This window comes from Acidobacteriota bacterium, assembly GCA_028875575.1.
Lineage (GTDB): Bacteria > Acidobacteriota > Terriglobia > Versatilivoradales > Versatilivoraceae > Versatilivorator.
Window position 1 is genome coordinate 1 of the sequence record JAPPDF010000095.1, and the last position, 16675, is coordinate 16675.

At 60.9% G+C, this 16675-nt stretch carries 16 protein-coding genes; 6 read left to right on the plus strand and 10 right to left on the minus strand.

Annotated elements, in window-relative coordinates; translation table 11 throughout:
• A partial coding sequence (locus OXI69_15750) for a hypothetical protein (GenBank protein ID MDE2667595.1) occupies positions 1 to 231 on the plus strand: 231 nt, incomplete at its 5' end.
• A 39-nt stretch (positions 232 to 270) separates the two neighbouring features.
• Here OXI69_15750 and OXI69_15755 read toward each other — a convergent pair.
• Positions 271 to 2502 carry a hypothetical protein gene (locus tag OXI69_15755; protein ID MDE2667596.1) on the minus strand — a complete coding sequence of 744 codons (2232 nt, stop codon included), beginning with the start codon at positions 2500 to 2502 and terminating at the stop codon, positions 271 to 273.
• A gap of 70 nt (positions 2503 to 2572) precedes the next feature.
• Positions 2573 to 4501, minus strand: coding sequence for a hypothetical protein (locus tag OXI69_15760; protein ID MDE2667597.1), 1929 nt, complete (start codon positions 4499 to 4501; stop codon positions 2573 to 2575).
• 273 nt (positions 4502 to 4774) lie between these two features.
• Between OXI69_15760 and OXI69_15765 the strand changes: the two genes are divergently transcribed.
• Positions 4775 to 5419 carry a molybdenum cofactor guanylyltransferase gene (locus tag OXI69_15765; GenBank protein MDE2667598.1) on the plus strand — a complete coding sequence of 215 codons (645 nt, stop codon included), beginning with the start codon at positions 4775 to 4777 and terminating at the stop codon, positions 5417 to 5419.
• 27 nt (positions 5420 to 5446) lie between these two features.
• Here the strand turns inward: OXI69_15765 and OXI69_15770 are convergent, their stop codons facing one another.
• From OXI69_15770 to mutY, 5 genes are all read right to left on the minus strand, one after another.
• A complete protein-coding gene (locus OXI69_15770) occupies positions 5447 to 5689 on the minus strand; it encodes a type II toxin-antitoxin system HicA family toxin (protein MDE2667599.1) in 243 nt (80 codons plus the stop codon).
• Positions 5686 to 5895 (minus strand): 2-oxoisovalerate dehydrogenase, encoded by a 210-nt coding sequence (locus OXI69_15775; protein ID MDE2667600.1) that lies wholly within the window; start codon positions 5893 to 5895, stop codon positions 5686 to 5688. Before OXI69_15775 ends, OXI69_15770 begins: the two co-directional genes overlap by 4 nt.
• A gap of 258 nt (positions 5896 to 6153) precedes the next feature.
• Complete coding sequence (locus OXI69_15780) at positions 6154 to 7797, minus strand: glycosyltransferase family 39 protein (GenBank protein MDE2667601.1); 1644 nt, start codon at positions 7795 to 7797, stop codon at positions 6154 to 6156.
• Positions 7798 to 8109: 312 nt separating this feature from the next.
• A complete protein-coding gene (gene trxA, locus OXI69_15785) occupies positions 8110 to 8439 on the minus strand; it encodes a thioredoxin (GenBank protein ID MDE2667602.1) in 330 nt (109 codons plus the stop codon).
• Positions 8440 to 8509: 70 nt separating this feature from the next.
• On the minus strand, positions 8510 to 9682 hold the full coding sequence (gene mutY, locus OXI69_15790; protein MDE2667603.1) for an A/G-specific adenine glycosylase: 1173 nt from the start codon (positions 9680 to 9682) through the stop codon (positions 8510 to 8512).
• A 337-nt stretch (positions 9683 to 10019) separates the two neighbouring features.
• On the opposite strand from mutY, the gene OXI69_15795 reads away from it, so the two are divergent.
• From OXI69_15795 to OXI69_15810, 4 genes are all read left to right on the plus strand, one after another.
• The gene (locus OXI69_15795) at positions 10020 to 10427 is read left to right on the plus strand and encodes a hypothetical protein (GenBank protein MDE2667604.1); all 408 of its coding nucleotides are present in this window, start codon (positions 10020 to 10022) and stop codon (positions 10425 to 10427) included.
• A gap of 159 nt (positions 10428 to 10586) precedes the next feature.
• Positions 10587 to 11636 (plus strand): UDP-3-O-(3-hydroxymyristoyl)glucosamine N-acyltransferase, encoded by a 1050-nt coding sequence (gene lpxD / locus OXI69_15800; GenBank protein ID MDE2667605.1) that lies wholly within the window; start codon positions 10587 to 10589, stop codon positions 11634 to 11636.
• 50 nt (positions 11637 to 11686) lie between these two features.
• Positions 11687 to 12040, plus strand: coding sequence for a metallopeptidase family protein (locus OXI69_15805; GenBank protein MDE2667606.1), 354 nt, complete (start codon positions 11687 to 11689; stop codon positions 12038 to 12040).
• Between the two features lie 35 nt (positions 12041 to 12075).
• Positions 12076 to 12768, plus strand: a complete 693-nt coding sequence (locus tag OXI69_15810; protein ID MDE2667607.1) for a class I SAM-dependent methyltransferase — start codon at positions 12076 to 12078, stop codon at positions 12766 to 12768.
• A 228-nt stretch (positions 12769 to 12996) separates the two neighbouring features.
• Here OXI69_15810 and OXI69_15815 read toward each other — a convergent pair whose 3' ends face one another.
• The 3 genes from OXI69_15815 to OXI69_15825 all read right to left on the minus strand — a co-directional run bounded on the left by OXI69_15815 (position 12997) and on the right by OXI69_15825 (position 16644).
• Positions 12997 to 14070: a membrane dipeptidase gene (locus OXI69_15815; protein MDE2667608.1), complete on the minus strand. Its 1074-nt coding sequence runs from the start codon at positions 14068 to 14070 to the stop codon at positions 12997 to 12999.
• A 214-nt stretch (positions 14071 to 14284) separates the two neighbouring features.
• On the minus strand, positions 14285 to 15769 hold the full coding sequence (locus OXI69_15820; protein MDE2667609.1) for a S1 RNA-binding domain-containing protein: 1485 nt from the start codon (positions 15767 to 15769) through the stop codon (positions 14285 to 14287).
• 245 nt (positions 15770 to 16014) lie between these two features.
• Entirely contained in the window at positions 16015 to 16644 is a 630-nt protein-coding gene (locus OXI69_15825; protein ID MDE2667610.1) for a superoxide dismutase, read from the minus strand.
• Between the last annotated feature and the right edge of the window lie 31 nt (positions 16645 to 16675).

The following is a 16675-nucleotide window of genomic DNA, read 5'->3' on the forward strand; positions in this document are numbered from 1 at the left end:
CCGCATTTCTCACCAGGGGGCATGATCATGGCGCAGGAATTTTCCCTTCAGCGCGTGCTCGCGACCGAAGAGCGTAGCGGTTTCTACGGTCGAGGGAGCCTGTGCGCGCTGAAGGGAAAAGGACAAGCCAGGGCATGCCCAGCGCCGTCTGTTACCCGCAACCCCTTACATGGAGCCAATCAACGTACTGAAGATATACTGCTTTTCATCATGCCACCAGCGACCTGGTGAGATATGCGGGCGATACCCGCCAACCCGGAGGGAGAACGCCTACGGAACCTTGATGGTGGCCTTTCCCAGGCCCAGGTTGCCGGCGGCATCGTAAACGCGCAGAGACACCACGTGCTCGCCCTTCTCGAAGGCCTGGGTGGTGACCCGGAACTCTTCCGTCCTGGAATCGATGATGCCGTCGGTCGAGTAAACGGATTTCCACTCGCCGCCATCGGTGGAGACATCGGCCCTGCGAAGACCGGAAACACCGTCCTCTACCCGGAAACGCACCACCGCCACGCCATCCCGTACCGTCCTGGACAGGATCTCAACCGCCGGAGGCGAGTTGTCGATAATGAAGGGCGCGCTGACCAATTCTCCGGACCTGGCTATGGGGGCAGGGTTGGAGGGTGAGTCGCTGGCCACTATCCTGAGTCGATAGGAGCCGTCGGGAAGCGCTCCCGATTGGAGCGTGTAGTCTCGGCGGGGGTGGTCCCGCACCAGCGGCTTCCAGTTCGACTCGCCGTCGCCCCGATAATGAATGGTGTATGCCAACTTGTCGCCGTTGGGATCCGAGGCATTCCAGGTGAAGGACCGGGCCCCCCTTTGGAAGGCCCGCCGCGGCCGGATGGAAGCGGCGATGGGTTCGGGAATGGCCTTGGCCGCGCCCGAAATGTCGGCAGCCTCCCGGTCGGAGGGAGAGACCGGGCGTGGATTGGATGACAGAGCCTCGCTCTTCAGGAACGCCACTCCTTGAGGCAGAATCCGGATGGACTTGACTTCCGGAGCCAGATTCTGCTGGAGATAGGGAATGACGACTCGACTCAGCTCGGGGGAAGCCTGGTTGGCAGTCTCCAACACCGCCCTGTACTGAATGTAGCGGGCCGGGGGGCTCTCAACCTTCTCCCCGGAAGCTTGCGTATAGGGCCTGGACCAGTCGCTCCAGGTTCGATCGGGTCGCCGGGTATTGCCGCTGCGAGTGAAGAGCTTCAGACCGGCGCCCTTGGGAACCTCGGCCTGCCAACTCACACTACCCCACCGCGAAACCACCGTCGAGTCCTGTACCTCCGACTCGAAACTGCCCTGAGAATTGAGCCGGTTCCTGAGGCGATAGATCTTGGCAAGATTGCTGGTGCAGGCCACCAGGCCGTCTCCGGCGGGGATCAGGCGGGTGGTCTGTTCTTCGGTGGTCTCGATCAAAAGGGTCAGCTCTCTCTTGGGGGACAGGGAGTAAATTTTCCCCTTGTCCCCACTGGAGAAAAGGACGTTCCCTCCCTTGTCGAGATACAACCCGTAAGCCGTCTCGGTGTTGGAAGACCACAGCGTCTCCACCGAACGGTCCTTCCCGATCCGGTGCAATCGACTCTTCAGCTTGCCCCGGCCGGTGGCGGGAGCACTCGCAACCACTGGAGCGGGAGTGGAGGTGGGGACGGTTTCGCCCTTGGATATATCGGAAAGCGACAGTGCCACGGTGACGGTCGGCGCGGCCGTGACGGACTTGGCCGGCACCGCCACAGCCGTCGCCCCGGTCTCGGTACCGCCGTTGACCGCAATCAGAAAGACCTCCCCCTCGGCGTTGACCTGAATGTCGTGCACCTCGTTCATCCCGGTGTCGTACAGCACGAAGGCCTTGCCGTCGGGTGCGATGCGGTAGACATAGCCTCTGGGATCGCTGCCCGCCAGCAGGTGATTCTCAGGGTCGACCGCCAGGCAGATCACGTTGGTCTGGCCGGTGTCGTACAGTTCCCGGGCTTCTCCCTCCGGGCTGACCTTGAACACCCTTCCCTTGCTTCCGGTGGCCACGTAGAGGGCGCCGTCCCGGCCGAAAGCCAGGTCCCAGATAAAACGGTCGTCCGGATCGAAAAAGACCGAGGCTTCCCCTTCGGACGATATCTTGTAGACCTTGCCATTGGGAGAGGTGGCCGCGTAGACGTTTTGCCGGGCGTCCAGCGCCAGCGCCAGAACGTCCAGCTCGGCGGAGTCGAAAAAGAGCGAAGACTTGCCCGATTCGTCAATCCTGAAGACCTTCCCGTCGTGCCCGGTTGCCACGTAGAGATGGCGGCTGCCGTCATAGACAGCCGACCAGATGAGGGCTTGATCCGAATCCAGCACCGAGTCGAATTGGCGGGCCAGCGCCAGCGTTCCGTCCTGGCGCAGCGAGAGTCCTCGCAGAGTGCCCTTGGAAAAGTCGCCGAAGGAAGAGGTCGTCCAGAACCGGGGATCGACGGCCAGGGCCGGCAAGCAGAGCAGCGGCAGAAGGCCAAGGCAGACTGTCCGCAATATCGTTTTCATTCAGACTCCATTTCGAATCTGACGGGCCCCCACCGATTGGCATCAGGCGCGGACCGGAGAGAACGTGTCCTCAATGGACCACCTTGAGCGTCAGGGTGCGACGGCCCTGGACCACGAAGGGCATGGACGGCAACTCGTATTCATACAGGTTCGAGGCACCCATCACCGTCAGGCTGCTGCTGGCGCTTCTGGCCGAGACCAACACCTGTCGAAACGAGGGCGGAAGGCTGGAAAATTCTTCACCATGCAGCAGGACCGCGGGTTCCGGCCGCTGTAATCGGACGTAGACCCGATCGTTCTTGCGCAGATTGTTGATGGCCCGGATCAGGTGGTCCAGGTCACGGGGGACGAACCTCCTGCCCACCATCTGGTTTTCGGCCGTGGTCATGGTTGAGCCGTCGGCAACCGTGACCAGCAGCATTCCCTCCGAAATATCCTCGGGTACCGGAATTGGAAATTTCTCCTCATGTTCTTCGCCGTTGGGCTTGCGAAACACCGCCGACAGCATGGCGGTTTCTCCGGGTTTGACCGATTCCCGGTTGGGCCAGACCCGCTCCAGGCGCCCGGTCCTCTTTTCATCGCTGGAGGTGATGTCGACGGAAATCTCCTCGATGTCGACTCCCTCAAAGCCACTTCCCAGGATATAGCCGAGTGGCCGTCCCACCGCCATGGAGGCAAACAGCTGGGAGTTGGTGTCTCCGGAAAAGAGATTTTCAACCCGCACATCGGGACGGTCCTTGAGACGGATTCTGCCCTGAACCTTCAGCGTTGATTCTCCCAGCGCCCGTTCCTGGGAAACAATGGTGCTGAAAACGGTGAAGTTGGTCAGAAAAGGCGTCAGGAGACGGTCGTTGACCAGCTCGAACCGGAAGGTACGGGAGGAGTTTCGGCTCGAGGTGAGGTTGATGACCAGCGGAATCAGCTTGGGAGTCTGGCCGATGGTCCCAAACAGACCCTGGGACCGGTCCTGGGTGATCGACCCGACCAGATCGGTTGGCACCGCGATCTTGAAGGAGCTGTTCAGGTTGGGAAGGAGCGAAACCACCTGGGCCTTGGAGACCGGAAGATCGACGGGACCCAATGAAAACCAGGGATGCCCGAAGGCATAGATCTTGTCCCCCTCGCGGTGAGTCACCGTCCCGGAGGCGCTGGCTCCGAATCCCATATCTCCTCTCATCAACTGGACGGCGATCGACGAACCCGGGACAACATCGGACCCGTCAGCCAACTCCCCGCCGACCTCTCCTGAAACCGCCCCCCCACCCTGCAACACCCTCATCCCGTAGGGCGCCAGAGCGCCTCCCAGAACAGCGGCCGCTTCGGCCGCCACTCCCGACAGAACCAGGGGCGTGTCGATATAGCGAAACAAGTGGCCGGCCAGAGGCTTCAAGGGAGATGCGCCCGCCAGCGCTTCCGAGACGGCAAAAACGGGAGCGGTCCCGGAATGGGGAGCAGACAGGATCCCGGGGCCTCGTATCCCAAGCGTACGGTGAGGAGCGATCGAGGAGACCTCGATCACAATGGGGTCGCCCCGAACCGGCTCATCCGACTGCTCGAAGGTGTCGACCAGCTGCTCGATGGGAGTGACGCCTGCCACTGCTTCCTTGGAGAAGGGGAAGGAGAAGGACACGGCCCCGATCAGCCGGCCGTCGACGTAGACCGGGCTCCCGCTCATGCCGCCCATCACTCCGGTCTTTTCCAGGGGGCCCCCGGAAAGGCGGGCCAGAATGGCGTGCTGGCGGGGGCTGATGTTCTTGAGAACTCCCAGAACTTCCGCCTCGAATTCTTCAACCTCGGTCCCCCGAAAGACGGTTTTCCCGATACCCTTCATGCCCGGCTTGACCTCATCCAGGGGCATGAAGTTGCGGTCTTGGCCCTCAGGCCCCGCATGCAGGGCGAGGGTGAGCAGGAGCGGCAGGGCCACGCCCGCTACGCAGCGCCTCCAAGTCCATCCGGATCGGACGGCACGCTCGAACCGTTGGAAACGGAAAGATTTCATGGAACCGTTGCGTCTTTCGTTTCGGAGCACAATTGAAACCGTGAGGCCGAAGGGGATGTCTCCGACCCCACCCCAGGCGCGGAATTATAGCAGAACCCTATCGAGCGGGCGGCCGCAACCGGACGGCGAGACCGGTCCTCAGGGCGTTCCCCTACAACAGGTTCCGGCAACCGAACCGGCCCGAGTTCACCTGTGACCCCGATCATTCGGGGTGAAACTTCCTCACGGTTGTGGTAACTAAAGCCAAGCTAATTCAAGCAAAGGCGGGAGGCAATGGGACAGCAGTCGGGCCAATCCGAAACCGTCGCAACCCCGATTCCCTTCACGGGGTATGTCCTGGCAGGTGGCCAAAGCACCCGAATGGGCCGGGACAAGGCTTTGCTTGAATTTGGAGGACGGCCTCTGATCCAGTCCGCAGTGAGTCTCCTGAAGGCATTGACCAAGCGAGTCGTGATCCTCGGTCCTGCAGAGAAATACGGCTTTCTGGGCTTACCCGTTTTCCCCGACCTGGTGCCCTCGCGCGGACCTCTCAGCGCCATCTACACCGGCCTGGAGCGTTCGGGAACGGCCGTCAACCTCTTTCTGGCCTGTGACATGCCCTTGATGGAAGAAACCTTCCTGAAGCTGCTGCTGGAACGGGCTCCCCTGGCCGACGCCGTCCTGATGCGCCTGGACGACGGCAGCCTGGAACCCCTGTGCGCCGTCTACAATCGCTCCAGTCTTCCGACGGTCAAAGCCAACTACGGGAGACAGAGATTCAAGCTTTCCGACCTGTTCCCCGGTTTGAGGACCCACTACCTTGCCGAGGCCGATTTGCGGGATTCGGGATTGGATCGCAGGATCTTCACGAACCTCAACCATCCCGCGGACCTGGTACAGTGGGGGCTGCTTCAGTCAAGTGCAAAAGTGAAACGGTGAACAGCGGTGTCGCGCAGGGAAAGGGGGTTACTTTATCTGATCCAGCAATTCTGCTTTGCTGATTTCGAGATGGCTGGCAATTTCCGTCAGGATGGCATTGGGTGTTCCAATGCGGAGGTTCTTGTGTCGTGGAATCGTAATGTGATGAGTACCCTTAGCTGTAGTTCGCGTCAACCGCTGGTGGCTTCCCGTCTGGCGAGTCTGCTTATAACCGAACCGACTGAGCTTGCGGGCAAGGTAGTCGCCGCTCAGGTCCCTGGACAACTTCATACGGCAATAACTTCATCACGCACGAAATGGAGCACGATGAGCTTGGGACATTCGCCCTTCTCAAAGTGGCACTCGGTCGCATCGCGTACAGCGGAGCGTAGCTCTTCCAGAGTGTCGGCCTCAGTGAAAATAGGGGCAGACAGTGCTCTGGCTTCGTAACCGCCTTCCGGAGATTCCCGAACGGAAAAAATGATTTCCTCAGCCATTTCGCACTCTTCAGTCGATTCGACCTGATGCTACCAAACTTTCCGGTTTGAAGCAGACTTCAGCCTTTGCTCTTATTGTGGGACAACCGCTTACTTCCCCTATGATCCGCAGTTGTACTGGCTGCCACGCCCAATAATTTTCCAACGGAAGAGCGACAAATCCCTCCGGTTGCCCGTCATATTGGGTGATCTCAAGGTACTTTCCGAGTGTGAAAAGCTCGGCTTCGACCACTTGCTCCACCGTCATTCCTGTAGCCCTCACTCCGCCTTATGCCGGATCCTGAGAATGCTGCGGGATTGGTATTCCCTGCGCCCTTCTACCTGGTTTCGGGCGAAGAATCCCTTGGACTCAAAGTCGGGCGAGCTCACAAAGAAAGCTTCCCCTCCCCTCGGATAGTGCACGTCGCCTTCGGAATAGACGATCCGGGCCGGGCTGTTCAGGTAGAAGCCCAGCCCGTAGGCCACATTGCGCGAGATCCCGTAGACGAACAGGGGTTGATCCCGGAATCCCTCCTCTTCCTGAAGGTAGGTCGCCAGTTGGCGGGAGGACTCGGCGGCATCCACCTGAGGGAAGACTCCCCCTGTGACCAGAATCACAGCCAGGGCAACCGCCGCCAGGTAACAGGACACCGAGGCCGTTCGCTGGCGGCGCCAGTAGAACAGCAGGGCAAGCAAGCCCGTGCCCGCCAGCAGCCCGGAGGCGGCGCTCGCCAGCGACTCCACCGGCAGGTTCAGCCGGGTGGCGTAGAAGGGCAATGCCAGGCCCGTCACAACCAGGCACAGGGGCTGATAGAAAAAGAAGTCCTTGAACCAGGGGGGGCGGGCGTCTCCCGGGTCGGGCTTCAGCCAGAGCCGGACCTGGTGGCCGATGAGCAGGGCGATGGCGGGAGCCGCCGGCAACAGGTACCCCGGCAACTTGGATCGGGAGAGGGAAAAGACCACCAGGGGTGTGAGCAGCCACAGCCACAGGAAGAGATCCTGGGCCGCGGCAAGCGAGCGCCAGCGGTCCCCGCGTCGAAAAAGGCCCCGGGCCGACGGAATCAGTTGCAGACTCCAGGGGAAAACCCCGATCAGGGCAACCGCCGGAAAGAACCAGAACGGCTGGGGGTGCTCATAGCGGTCGGTAAAGAAACGTTCCAAATTGTGACGGATCAGGAATTCCTCCACGAATCCCCAGCCATTGGCCAGGGTGCACAATCCGTACCAGGGCAGGACCACCGCCAGCAGGACCAGGACTCCGGTAACCGGCCTGAACCTGGCCGCCAGCTCCATTCGACCGGTGACCCCCAGAAAAACAGCCAGGCTGACCAGGGGCAGAACCAGGCCGGCCGGTCCCTTGGCCAGAGTCGCCAGTCCCAGGAACGCGTAGAAGACCAGCAGCAACCCCCGCTGCGAACCGGAAGCGGACGGTTCCCGCCAGAGCCCCTTTCCGCCAAACAACAGGAAGAACAAGGCAGTCCAGGCTACCGCCATGGCTGCCGAGAACACCATGTCCGTGGAGGCTGCCCGAGCCAGGGAGAAATAGAGAATCGAAGCGGCCAGGATGAGACAGGAGAACAGGCCCTCCAGGGAGCCCTCCCGCTGCCTGCCCACCAGGTAAACGCAAAACACGCCCAGCACGGCAGCCAGCGCCGATGGCAGCCGGGCGCCGAACTCGTTGACTCCGAAGAGCCAATAGGTTGCCGACGTCGCCCAGTAATAGAGAACCGGCTTTTCCAGCCAGGGGTCTCCGAAGTAGCGAGGGGTCACAAAGTCGCCCGAGACCAGCATTTCTCGGGCGACCTGAGCGTAGCGCGGCTCATCCGGACCCACCAGCCCCAGACCGCCCAGACTCAGAAAGAACTGGACCCAGACGAACCCGAGAATCAAAAGCAGGTGGCTGGGTTGAATTCTTCGGAACACGTTTACTGGAAAGAAGTTATGACGGCCAGGTGCCAGGTTAGTAGTAGTCTGAGCAGGACATGTAGTAGCCGCACTTGGGGCACCGCAGCTTGCAGTGGTCGGGCTGCAACTCCAAACCGCACTGAGGACAGAACTGGCTGGGATCCTTTTGCCGGTTGGGTAGCGCCGGCAGACGTTCCCGGGAAGTACCCTTTTGCGGAAGGTGTGGGGGATAGGAATCCAAAGAAGTGATTGCCGGCTTCCGGGATTCTGAGACCGAACGCCAGACCTGCAGCCGGAGGCCTGGCGATTGCTGACCGTCCGCACCCGAGCCTATTGCAGGTGCGGATCGATCATCTTTTCAAATTCCGACTTGGGCATGGCGCCAAGCAAGTTGCCAACCACCTGCCCATCCTTGAGAAGCAGGATCGTGGGGATGCTGCGAATGCCGTACTTGGAGGCGACCACCGGGTTATGGTCGGTATTGACCTTTCCCACCTTCACTTTCCCGGCGTAGGCGCCAGCCAGCTCCTCAATGATGGGACCCACCATCCGGCAGGGGCCACACCAGGGAGCCCAGAAATCCACCAGCACGGGCTGATCGGCCTGCAGGGCCTCCGCGTCAAAATTGGCATCGGTAAATTCCACTACGTTTTCACTCATCGTTTCGCCTGCTCCTTCCTGAGATAGTTGCGTCAACGCACCCTAGTCTTGCCCCCGTCCCCGGCGCTTGTCAAGATTTTAATGGGGCCTGCAGCCCCACCTGACTCCCCCCGCCATTGGGCCGGGCGCGGCGGCGCGATTTCTCCGCCGTCAGGGCCTGAATGACCCGGGAAGCGGCGGCGGTCAGAGGATAGCGACCGGCCTGGCTAAGCCAGATCCAGCGTGCGCCCGGGATCGAAAGAGTCGGTGGCAGCGGAGGGTTCAGCCGGGCCTCAAACACCGTCAGAGTAATTCTCCGATTGGTGACGGCGTGCTTGATGGTGGTCAATGCGGGACCCAACCGAACCTTCAAGTCGAGTTCACCCTGTATCTGTCTCACCAGGGAGCCGGCGAAGTCGGATCGACCGAATTCTCCCCCGGGGAACTCCCATAGATCCTGGAGCAACCGCGAGCCGCATCGCCTGCGTATCAGGAATCGACCCCGATGCCGGATCACCGCCGCGGCCTGACGGCTCAAAATCATTTCCGACCGCCTGCCTTTTTCCGGCAGCCGTTCCTGCATGCCCGATTTCAAGGCTTCGCAATGGGAGGACCACGGGCACAGCAGGCAGCGTGGGTTGCGGGGCAGACAAACCGTCGCCCCCAACTCCATCAGGGCCTGGTTGAAATCCCCTGGCCTGCAGGCGGAAAGCAATTGCTGTCCGGCGGCAGCCAGCACTTTCTGCAGCGGCGACTTTGCGGGGTCACCCCTCAGACAGAACAGTCGGCTCAGCACCCGAACCACGTTGCCATCCAGGGCCGCCAGCGGCTGGTCGAAAGCAATGCTGAGGATGGCGGCAGCCGTGTAGCGCCCGATTCCGGGCAGCCCCAAGGCCTCCCGATAGCTCCCGGGAAACTGCCCTCCATGCTCCCTCACCAGGATCCGGGCGGCCTTTTGAAGATTCCTGGCGCGGGAGTAGTAACCCAGCCCAGCCCAGTTTCGCAGCAGATCCTGGGGGTCGGCGCCGGCCAGATCCTCGAGTGTGGGGAAAGCCTTCATGAACCGCAAGAAATAGGGCACGACGGTTTGAACCTGGGTCTGCTGGAGCATCACTTCAGAGACCCAGACGGGGTAGAAGTCGCGTGATTCACGCCAGGGAAGTTGGCGCCGGTGCTGCTGATACCAAGCGAGCAGCCCGGTCTGCAGGCGATGGATTTCGGCAGGAGGGAGATGGACCGCTTCGGCCGCGGCCGGCTTCGACATACCAGCAGGATCTTCCATCGTTTCCCGGCTGTCAAGGCCTTCAACCACAAACCTGTCGGCCGGGATCGATTCAGGGCCGTGTCGCGCTGTCCCCAACGTAGGGGCGCCTGGCTGTTCCGGTTCCCACGGAAACGAAGTCAGCAAAACCGGCCAGCCCGGCAAGGTTCTTTGGCGGCAGAAGCAAACCTGATGTGGTATAGTGTCTTCTGCTGGCCGTGACTGGTGTTTATCGACTCTGGCTGTCACCGGCGTGGCCGCACCTTTCTCCCTCTTTGGATTGAATCGTTTCCACGGGTTGGGTGAGCCGAATCACCCCATCCGGAAAGGGAGAAAGTGGATGCCAGCCTCGTACAAACCTGAAACCAGCGCAATTCATCGGGCCCTGATCGACAGCGGCGCGGACCCCAAGCTGATTCATCCCGCCATCGAGGAGATACGTCATTTGAGCGGGCAGAATGTCACGACTGCCATCGGAGCTCAACTCACCGAACTTCGGTCCGACGTGCAAGCTCAGATCACCGAACTTCGGTCTGAGTTGCAAGCTCCGATCACCGAACTTCGGTCTGAAATGCAAGCTCAGATCAACGGGCTGCAAGCTCAAATCAACGGGCTCCGGGCGGAGATGAAGGCTCAAATCAACGGGCTCCGGGCGGAGGTGAACACCCTGAACAAGGTGATCTGGCCGCTCATCAGCTTGCTGTTCATTCCCATGCTGGCCCTGGCTTACAAGATACTCACGCAGTGAGCCGAGAGGATTGGGGCCGGGAGAAGAGGTTCCCTTCGATAGCAGCCGGCGTCCACATGCCGGCAGCACCTTCCACGGTTCCCTGACGGTCCAATCCTTCCAACCCTGACACGACATTTCCATGGACAGGCACCTGGAAAGTTGCTAGATAGATAGGCCATGGGTGCCTCCATTGCCGAAATCGCCCGTTATCTCCAATGTCCCTTCCACGGGGACGGCTCCCTGCAAATCCAGCGGATCTCCAACTGGGATGAAGCCGACCGGACCTCACTGATCTACTGCGAGGGCTCGTCCAGGGCTGCCGGCCTGCCCGATCAACTGACGGCCGGCTGCATCATCACCACCGCGGACATCCGGAGGTCGGACTGGAACACTATCGTTTCCGAACGCCCCAAGCTGGACTTTTCCAATGCGGCCCGCCTGCTTCATCCCCGCCCGGCCGGACGGGGATTGCGGGATCCCTCCGCAGTAGTATCCCCCGAGGCCGTCGTTGGACAGCAGGTGGACCTGGGACCTCACGTGGTGGTGGGGGCCGGGGCCCGGGTGGGCGACCGGTGCATACTGCACGCGGGCGTGGTGGTGGGAGAACGTTGCCGAATCGGCAGCGACACCATAATCCATCCCCGGGTGGTTCTCTATCCCGGCACGGAGCTGGGTTGCCGGGTGACACTGCACGCCGGTGTGGTGTTGGGGTCCGACGGATTCGGCTACGTGTTCGACGGAGCCTCCCATATCAAGTTTCCGCAAGCTGGTGGGATTGTGATCGAGGACGACGTGGAAATCGGAGCCAATACCACCGTGGATCGCGGCTCGCTGGGCATGACCCGCATCGGCCGGGGAAGCAAGATCGACAACCTGGTCCAGATCGCCCATAACACCCAGATCGGTTCGGCGGTGATCATTGCCTCTCAGACGGGCATATCCGGCAGCGCCGTCATCGAAGACCAGGTGGTCATCGCCGGCCAAGCCGGGTTCGGTGAGCACATTCGGGTCAAAAAGGGCGCCGTCATCGGCGGACAGGCGGGGGTTCTGCCCGGGAAGATTCTGCCGGGCAACCAGGTCTATTGGGGAACGCCCGCCCGTCCCCTGAGGGAGTTCAAGCGTATTCTGGCTCTCCTTCCCCGTCTTCCCCAGATGCGTTCGGAGCTGGAGCGATTGAAGAAACGCCTCGATCAGCTCCTGCGGGAAAACGAGAATTCCGGCAAGTGACGCCCCTCCGCGCCAGTGAGGAGATCCGTCCACCGGATCGAGGCAAATTCATGGACGCTGTCCGGTTCTCGCAACTCGTGGATGAGGTCCTCGCGAGCTTGCCCCAATTTTTCAAGTCCCGTCTGGACAATCTTGCAGTCATCGTCCAGGACTACCCCGAGCCAGATTTGCAGCGGCAATTCCCCGGACGTCTTCTGGGACTGTTTCGCGGCGTTCCGAAGACCCGCCAATCCATCTTTGCCGGCGCCTCTTTTCCCCAGCAGGTCTATCTCTACCAGAAAAACATCGAAGCGGTCAGCTACGGCGAAGCCGACCTGCGGCGGCAGATCGAGAAGACCCTGAAACACGAAATCGGCCACTATTTCGGGCTTTCCGAGGAAGATCTGAGGGCGCTCGGCTACTGAGCGACACATTCCCGCGGCCGCTGGCAGCGAACGACATGCCATTTCAGTCCTGGTTCCACCTGGAGAGAATCCCTGAGCCGGAAGTCATGGACGACCGGGATGGAGTCGAGGCTTACACGGCTTCGGCCGCTCAAGCCTATCTGGAACGGATTGACCGGACCTTCGTCGACCACGCAATGAGGCTGGGGGTTGCCGCGGGCAGTGCCCTGGATATCGGCACGGGACCGGGGCTCATCCCCATTATGCTGGCCGCGAGAAGCCCCGGGCTGCGCCTCACCGGCGTGGACCTTTCCGAACCCATGCTGCAGAAGGCACGCAATGCCGCCGTGGAAGCCAGAGTGGCCGACCGGCTCGACTTCCGGCTGGGCGACGCCAAGTCATTGCCCTTTTCCGAGGGGAGCTTCGACCTGGTCCTCTGCAATTCCCTGCTTCACCACCTGCCCGACCCCCTGGCGCTATTCAATGAAATCTCCCGGGTGGCCAAACCCGGGTGCGCCATCCTGCTGCGAGATCTGAGAAGACCGTCCCGCCTCGAATTCCTCCTCCATGCCGGTTGGTTCGGGCGCCACTATTCAGGGGTGATGAGGCAGCTCTACCGGGATTCCCTACGCGCCGCCTACACCCGAACCGAACTTGAAGATCTGCTGCACCGCTCAAGGTTGGCCGGCGCAAGGGTGTTCCGGTCGGGCCGAACCCACATCGGTTTCGAGCGAGCCGCCTCGACTTGACCGCCAGCCTTCACCCAATGGACCCCTCACCGGATCAGCCTTCGCCATTCGGCTCGGCTTCTCCGACTCCCCCTCAAAGGGGAAGTGATAATTGAGGCCAGCACACGGCTCCTTGCCCAATTCCCTGGCACGATGTAAACCATGTTTACGGTTTATCGTGCAGACCATGAATGGATTGCACAGGGCCAGGGAAGATCGATTCCATTGGTGTGTGTTGCCTGGAGGCATTCACGAATCCGGCAGCCAACGGCGAAAGTGCCGGAGCCAGTTGGCGTGGAAGATGTTGTCCAGGTCGGCTTCGGAATATCCACGTTCCAGCAGAATGGGCTCCAGCTTTTGCAGATCGGCGATGGTGTGAAAATCGGAAGGCATGTGGTTGAGTCCTCCCACGTCGCTTCCGATGGCGGAGTGGAGACTGTTTCCCGCCAACTGGCAGACATGGTCGATGTGGTCGGCAACAGCCGCCAGGGTGACATTCTCCGGCGAAGACTTGCCGTGAACCCAACCGGGAACCAGCATCCAGGCGTCCAGAACCGAGCCGATCACCGCAGAACGGTCCAACAGCAGGCGGATCTGCCGATCGGAAAGCTGCCGGTCCCCGGGCACCAGAGCCCGGCAATTGTTGTGGCTGGCGATCACCGGTCCGGGGAAATGGTCCAGGGCGTTGTAGAAACTCTCCTCCGCCAGGTGGGAAACGTCCAGGGTCATTCCGACTTCGGCCAGTCGGGACAGTAGTTGCCGGCCTCGCGGGGTGAGGGGCCCCTCGACGCCGGTGCCCGCCGCGTACTGGCCGTAGCCGAAGTGTGTAAGCGAGACGCTGCGCAGGCCCTCCTCCCACCACGCCTCCAACTGATCCGGTCCCAGGATGGGATCGGCACATTCCATGGAGACAATGATCCCCACCGGAAGGTCGGCATTCGGGTCCCGCTCCCATCGCTCCCACTGCCGGTCCAGATCCTTCTCAGTGCGTATCAGTGCGGCCTGTCCCGTCTCTTCCAGCACCCGGTAGTAGGCCAACTGGCCCTGGGCGTTGGCGTAGGCCATGGCCTGGGTGCCGAAGTCCAGATCGAGGCGGCTGACCGGCTGGGTCTTGCGATTTACGCGGGCCGCCAGGGATGACTGGCAAACCGCTATCCTTCCCCGTCTCATATCCGGCAGGCTGACGGCGCCCCGGCCCCGTTCCAACGCATCGTTCATTCCCCGCTCGCGCCGGTTGCTGACCGCCGCGGGCTCGGTCATGTCCCGGTTGTGGGCCAAGGCGAACAGGGCCAGATCCAGGTGCCCGTCAAAGATCGATCTCACTGGGGAACTCCTCTCCAGGATCCGGAGCTCAACCATTGCAATGCGTGTGGATCCGCCGATCGGGCATGCGACCGGTGGGTCCCCGGCTCATGTCGGCAAGGGAGCGGCCGGATATTGGTACGATAGGCTGCGTCGACGGCAGCCCGGGTGATTCAGGGGAATAGTGTGGGATTCGAGTGAGGACAATCCGGCGACCGAGCGCCCGGCCAAGGGGCTACTCGGCCTTTCGCGATTCCTGCTGGAGTTCCTCGGGAAAGCTTTCGCCGAGCGCCTGTCCGGTCGCCTGGGAATCCGAGGCGTTCTCCAGGTATTCCTGAATGTCAGTCCTGGCTTCCTCGTCGCTGACTGCTTTGGCGCTGAGTGAAATCCGGCGGTTGTCGAGGTCCATGCCCAGCATCTTCACCACGATTTCTTCCCCGGGCTGGTAGTTGGACACGGAGGCCCGCCCGGGTGTTTCGGGAAGCTCGGAAACGTGCACCAGGCCTTCAACTCCCTCGGCCACTTCCACAAACAATCCGAAGTCGGCCGTACGGGTCACAATGCCCTGGAGAACAGCATCCACGTCAGTGCTGCGGGCAAAAGCCTCCCAGGGATGCTCGGTTACCTGCTTCAGGCTCATGGACATCTTCCGATTTGAAGGGTCCAGCTTGGTCACCACGGCGTCGATGACGTCGTTGACCTTCAGAACCTGGTCGGCGTGGGACAACCGGCGGGTCCAGGAAATCTCGGAGATCGGCAGCAACCCCTGGATCCCCGTTTCGAGCTCGACGAATGCGCCAAAGTGCTCCAGTTTCTTCACGGTTCCGGTAATGATGGTGCCTTCCGGGAAGAGTGCAGCAGCATCGCGCCAGGGGTCGTCCTCGGGTTTGCGGAAGCCCAGCGAGATCCGGCACCTCTCCTGATCGTATTTGAGAACCGCTACTTCGATGTGGTCTCCGACCTTGAAGAGTTGGGAAGGATGCTTGATTCGCCTCCAGGACATCTCGGAGATATGAAGCAGCCCTTCGACGCCGCCGATGTCCACGAAGGCTCCGTAATCCAGGATTCTTCGAATGATGCCCGGCAGACGCTGGCCGACGGCCAGGGTAGCCAGGGTCTCCTTCCGCTTCTTGGCCCTGGCTTCGTTGAGCAGTGCCCGCCGCGACAGGATCAGCTTGCCGTTGGGCAGGTCATGCTGCATGACCTTGAGGGTCAGCGTCTGTCCCAGGTAGGGCTTGAGATCCTCGACATAGGACTCGTCGACCTGGGATGCCGGAATAAAGCCGCGCATCCCCACGTCCGCCAACAATCCACCCTTGACGACCTCCACAACCCTGCCTTCCAGGTTCTTGCCGCTGTCGATGGATTCCTGCAAGGCCGCCAGTTGCTTGGCCCTCAGCGCCTTTCTGTAGGAAACCCTGAGCTGGATGTCGGAATCGGCCGAACCCTCCAGCATGACGGATATGGAATCGCCCATTCCGAACAGCAATTTCCCATCGGGTCCCTTGATCTCATCCTTCATCAGGGTGGCTTCGGACCGGCCGCCCGCGTCCACCAGTAGTTCGTTGTCGTAGATCCCTACGATCTTGCCTTCGACCACCTGTCCCGGTTTCAGCGGCGGGCGGGATTGTTCGTATTTGGCAAGCAGCGTGGCGAAATCTTCCTCTTCTTCCTCGTCCACGACTTCGCTACCGGCATCCACTTGATCTTTGTCTTCCATTAATCAAACTCCGACAGATTGAAAATTTGGATGGGGATTATAGCAAATGCGCGGTGCATTACCAGCGCAATCGGATCAGGAACATCCCCTACGGCGAGGGCTTACCGGATTCCCCAATCAGAACCCTTGCATTGAGATCGCTGATAGCGGCGAGGGATACAGGAACGAGGTGGGACCAGGGTGAGGATTGGGGGAGCAGGTCTTGACAGGCTTTTCGGACACACCCCCCCGGAAGGATTCAACGACTACCCCGCCACATGCTTCTTGTATCGGCTCTCGATCCTTTCCCAATTGAGGTTGGCGATGAAATTGTCGATGTACTTGACACGACCGGGTCCGTCCTTGTGGTAGTAGGCGTGCTCGAACACGTCACAGGAAATCAAGGGGATTCCTCCCCAGATGGCCCCGTATTGATGCTCGTCGACCAGGACGTTGATCAGCCGCTGCGAATAGAGGGCATCGTAGACCAGCAATCCCCAACCGCTGAGCTTTGCGGCAAAGGCCGCCGCTTTGAAATCGGCCTTCCAGTTGTCTACCGAACCGAACTCGGCGGTCAGCGCCTTGGAGAGTTCGGGAGCCTTGGAGGCGTCGCCGTCGCCACCCATGACTTCCCAGTACACATCATGGAGCAGGGCTCCCGCGTGGTTCCAGGTAAAACGGCGCTTCAACTCTCCAACCTGGCTGTAGTTGCCGTTTGCCTTGGCCCGGTCCGCCGTCTCCAACTCCTTCTCGATGTTGTTCAGGAAAGTGACATAGCCCTTGTGATGGGTGTTGTAGTGCCAGTCGCTCGTTTCGGCTGAGACCACATCCTTCAACAGATCTTTGGCTTCCTCATCGGAATAAGGCCTCGGATTGAACTTCCATTCGTAAACCATACGGATCTCCTCCTTGGGATAGGCAACCAGG

What these genes read in the sequence shown, in the direction of transcription:
- OXI69_15805 (MDE2667606.1), top strand. Translation starts at nt 11,687, where the DNA reads ATGGACGCTGTCCGGTTCTCGCAACTCGTGGATGAGGTCCTCGCGAGC.
- OXI69_15775 (MDE2667600.1), bottom strand. Translation starts at nt 5,895, where the DNA reads ATGGCTGAGGAAATCATTTTTTCCGTTCGGGAATCTCCGGAAGGCGGT.
- trxA (MDE2667602.1), bottom strand. Translation starts at nt 8,439, where the DNA reads ATGAGTGAAAACGTAGTGGAATTTACCGATGCCAATTTTGACGCGGAG.
- OXI69_15820 (MDE2667609.1), bottom strand. Translation starts at nt 15,769, where the DNA reads ATGGAAGACAAAGATCAAGTGGATGCCGGTAGCGAAGTCGTGGACGAG.
- OXI69_15755 (MDE2667596.1), bottom strand. Translation starts at nt 2,502, where the DNA reads ATGAAAACGATATTGCGGACAGTCTGCCTTGGCCTTCTGCCGCTGCTC.
- OXI69_15810 (MDE2667607.1), top strand. Translation starts at nt 12,076, where the DNA reads ATGCCATTTCAGTCCTGGTTCCACCTGGAGAGAATCCCTGAGCCGGAA.
- OXI69_15770 (MDE2667599.1), bottom strand. Translation starts at nt 5,689, where the DNA reads ATGAAGTTGTCCAGGGACCTGAGCGGCGACTACCTTGCCCGCAAGCTC.
- mutY (MDE2667603.1), bottom strand. Translation starts at nt 9,682, where the DNA reads ATGTCGAAGCCGGCCGCGGCCGAAGCGGTCCATCTCCCTCCTGCCGAA.
- OXI69_15765 (MDE2667598.1), top strand. Translation starts at nt 4,775, where the DNA reads ATGGGACAGCAGTCGGGCCAATCCGAAACCGTCGCAACCCCGATTCCC.
- OXI69_15825 (MDE2667610.1), bottom strand. Translation starts at nt 16,644, where the DNA reads ATGGTTTACGAATGGAAGTTCAATCCGAGGCCTTATTCCGATGAGGAA.
- OXI69_15795 (MDE2667604.1), top strand. Translation starts at nt 10,020, where the DNA reads ATGCCAGCCTCGTACAAACCTGAAACCAGCGCAATTCATCGGGCCCTG.
- lpxD (MDE2667605.1), top strand. Translation starts at nt 10,587, where the DNA reads ATGGGTGCCTCCATTGCCGAAATCGCCCGTTATCTCCAATGTCCCTTC.
- OXI69_15760 (MDE2667597.1), bottom strand. Translation starts at nt 4,501, where the DNA reads ATGAAATCTTTCCGTTTCCAACGGTTCGAGCGTGCCGTCCGATCCGGA.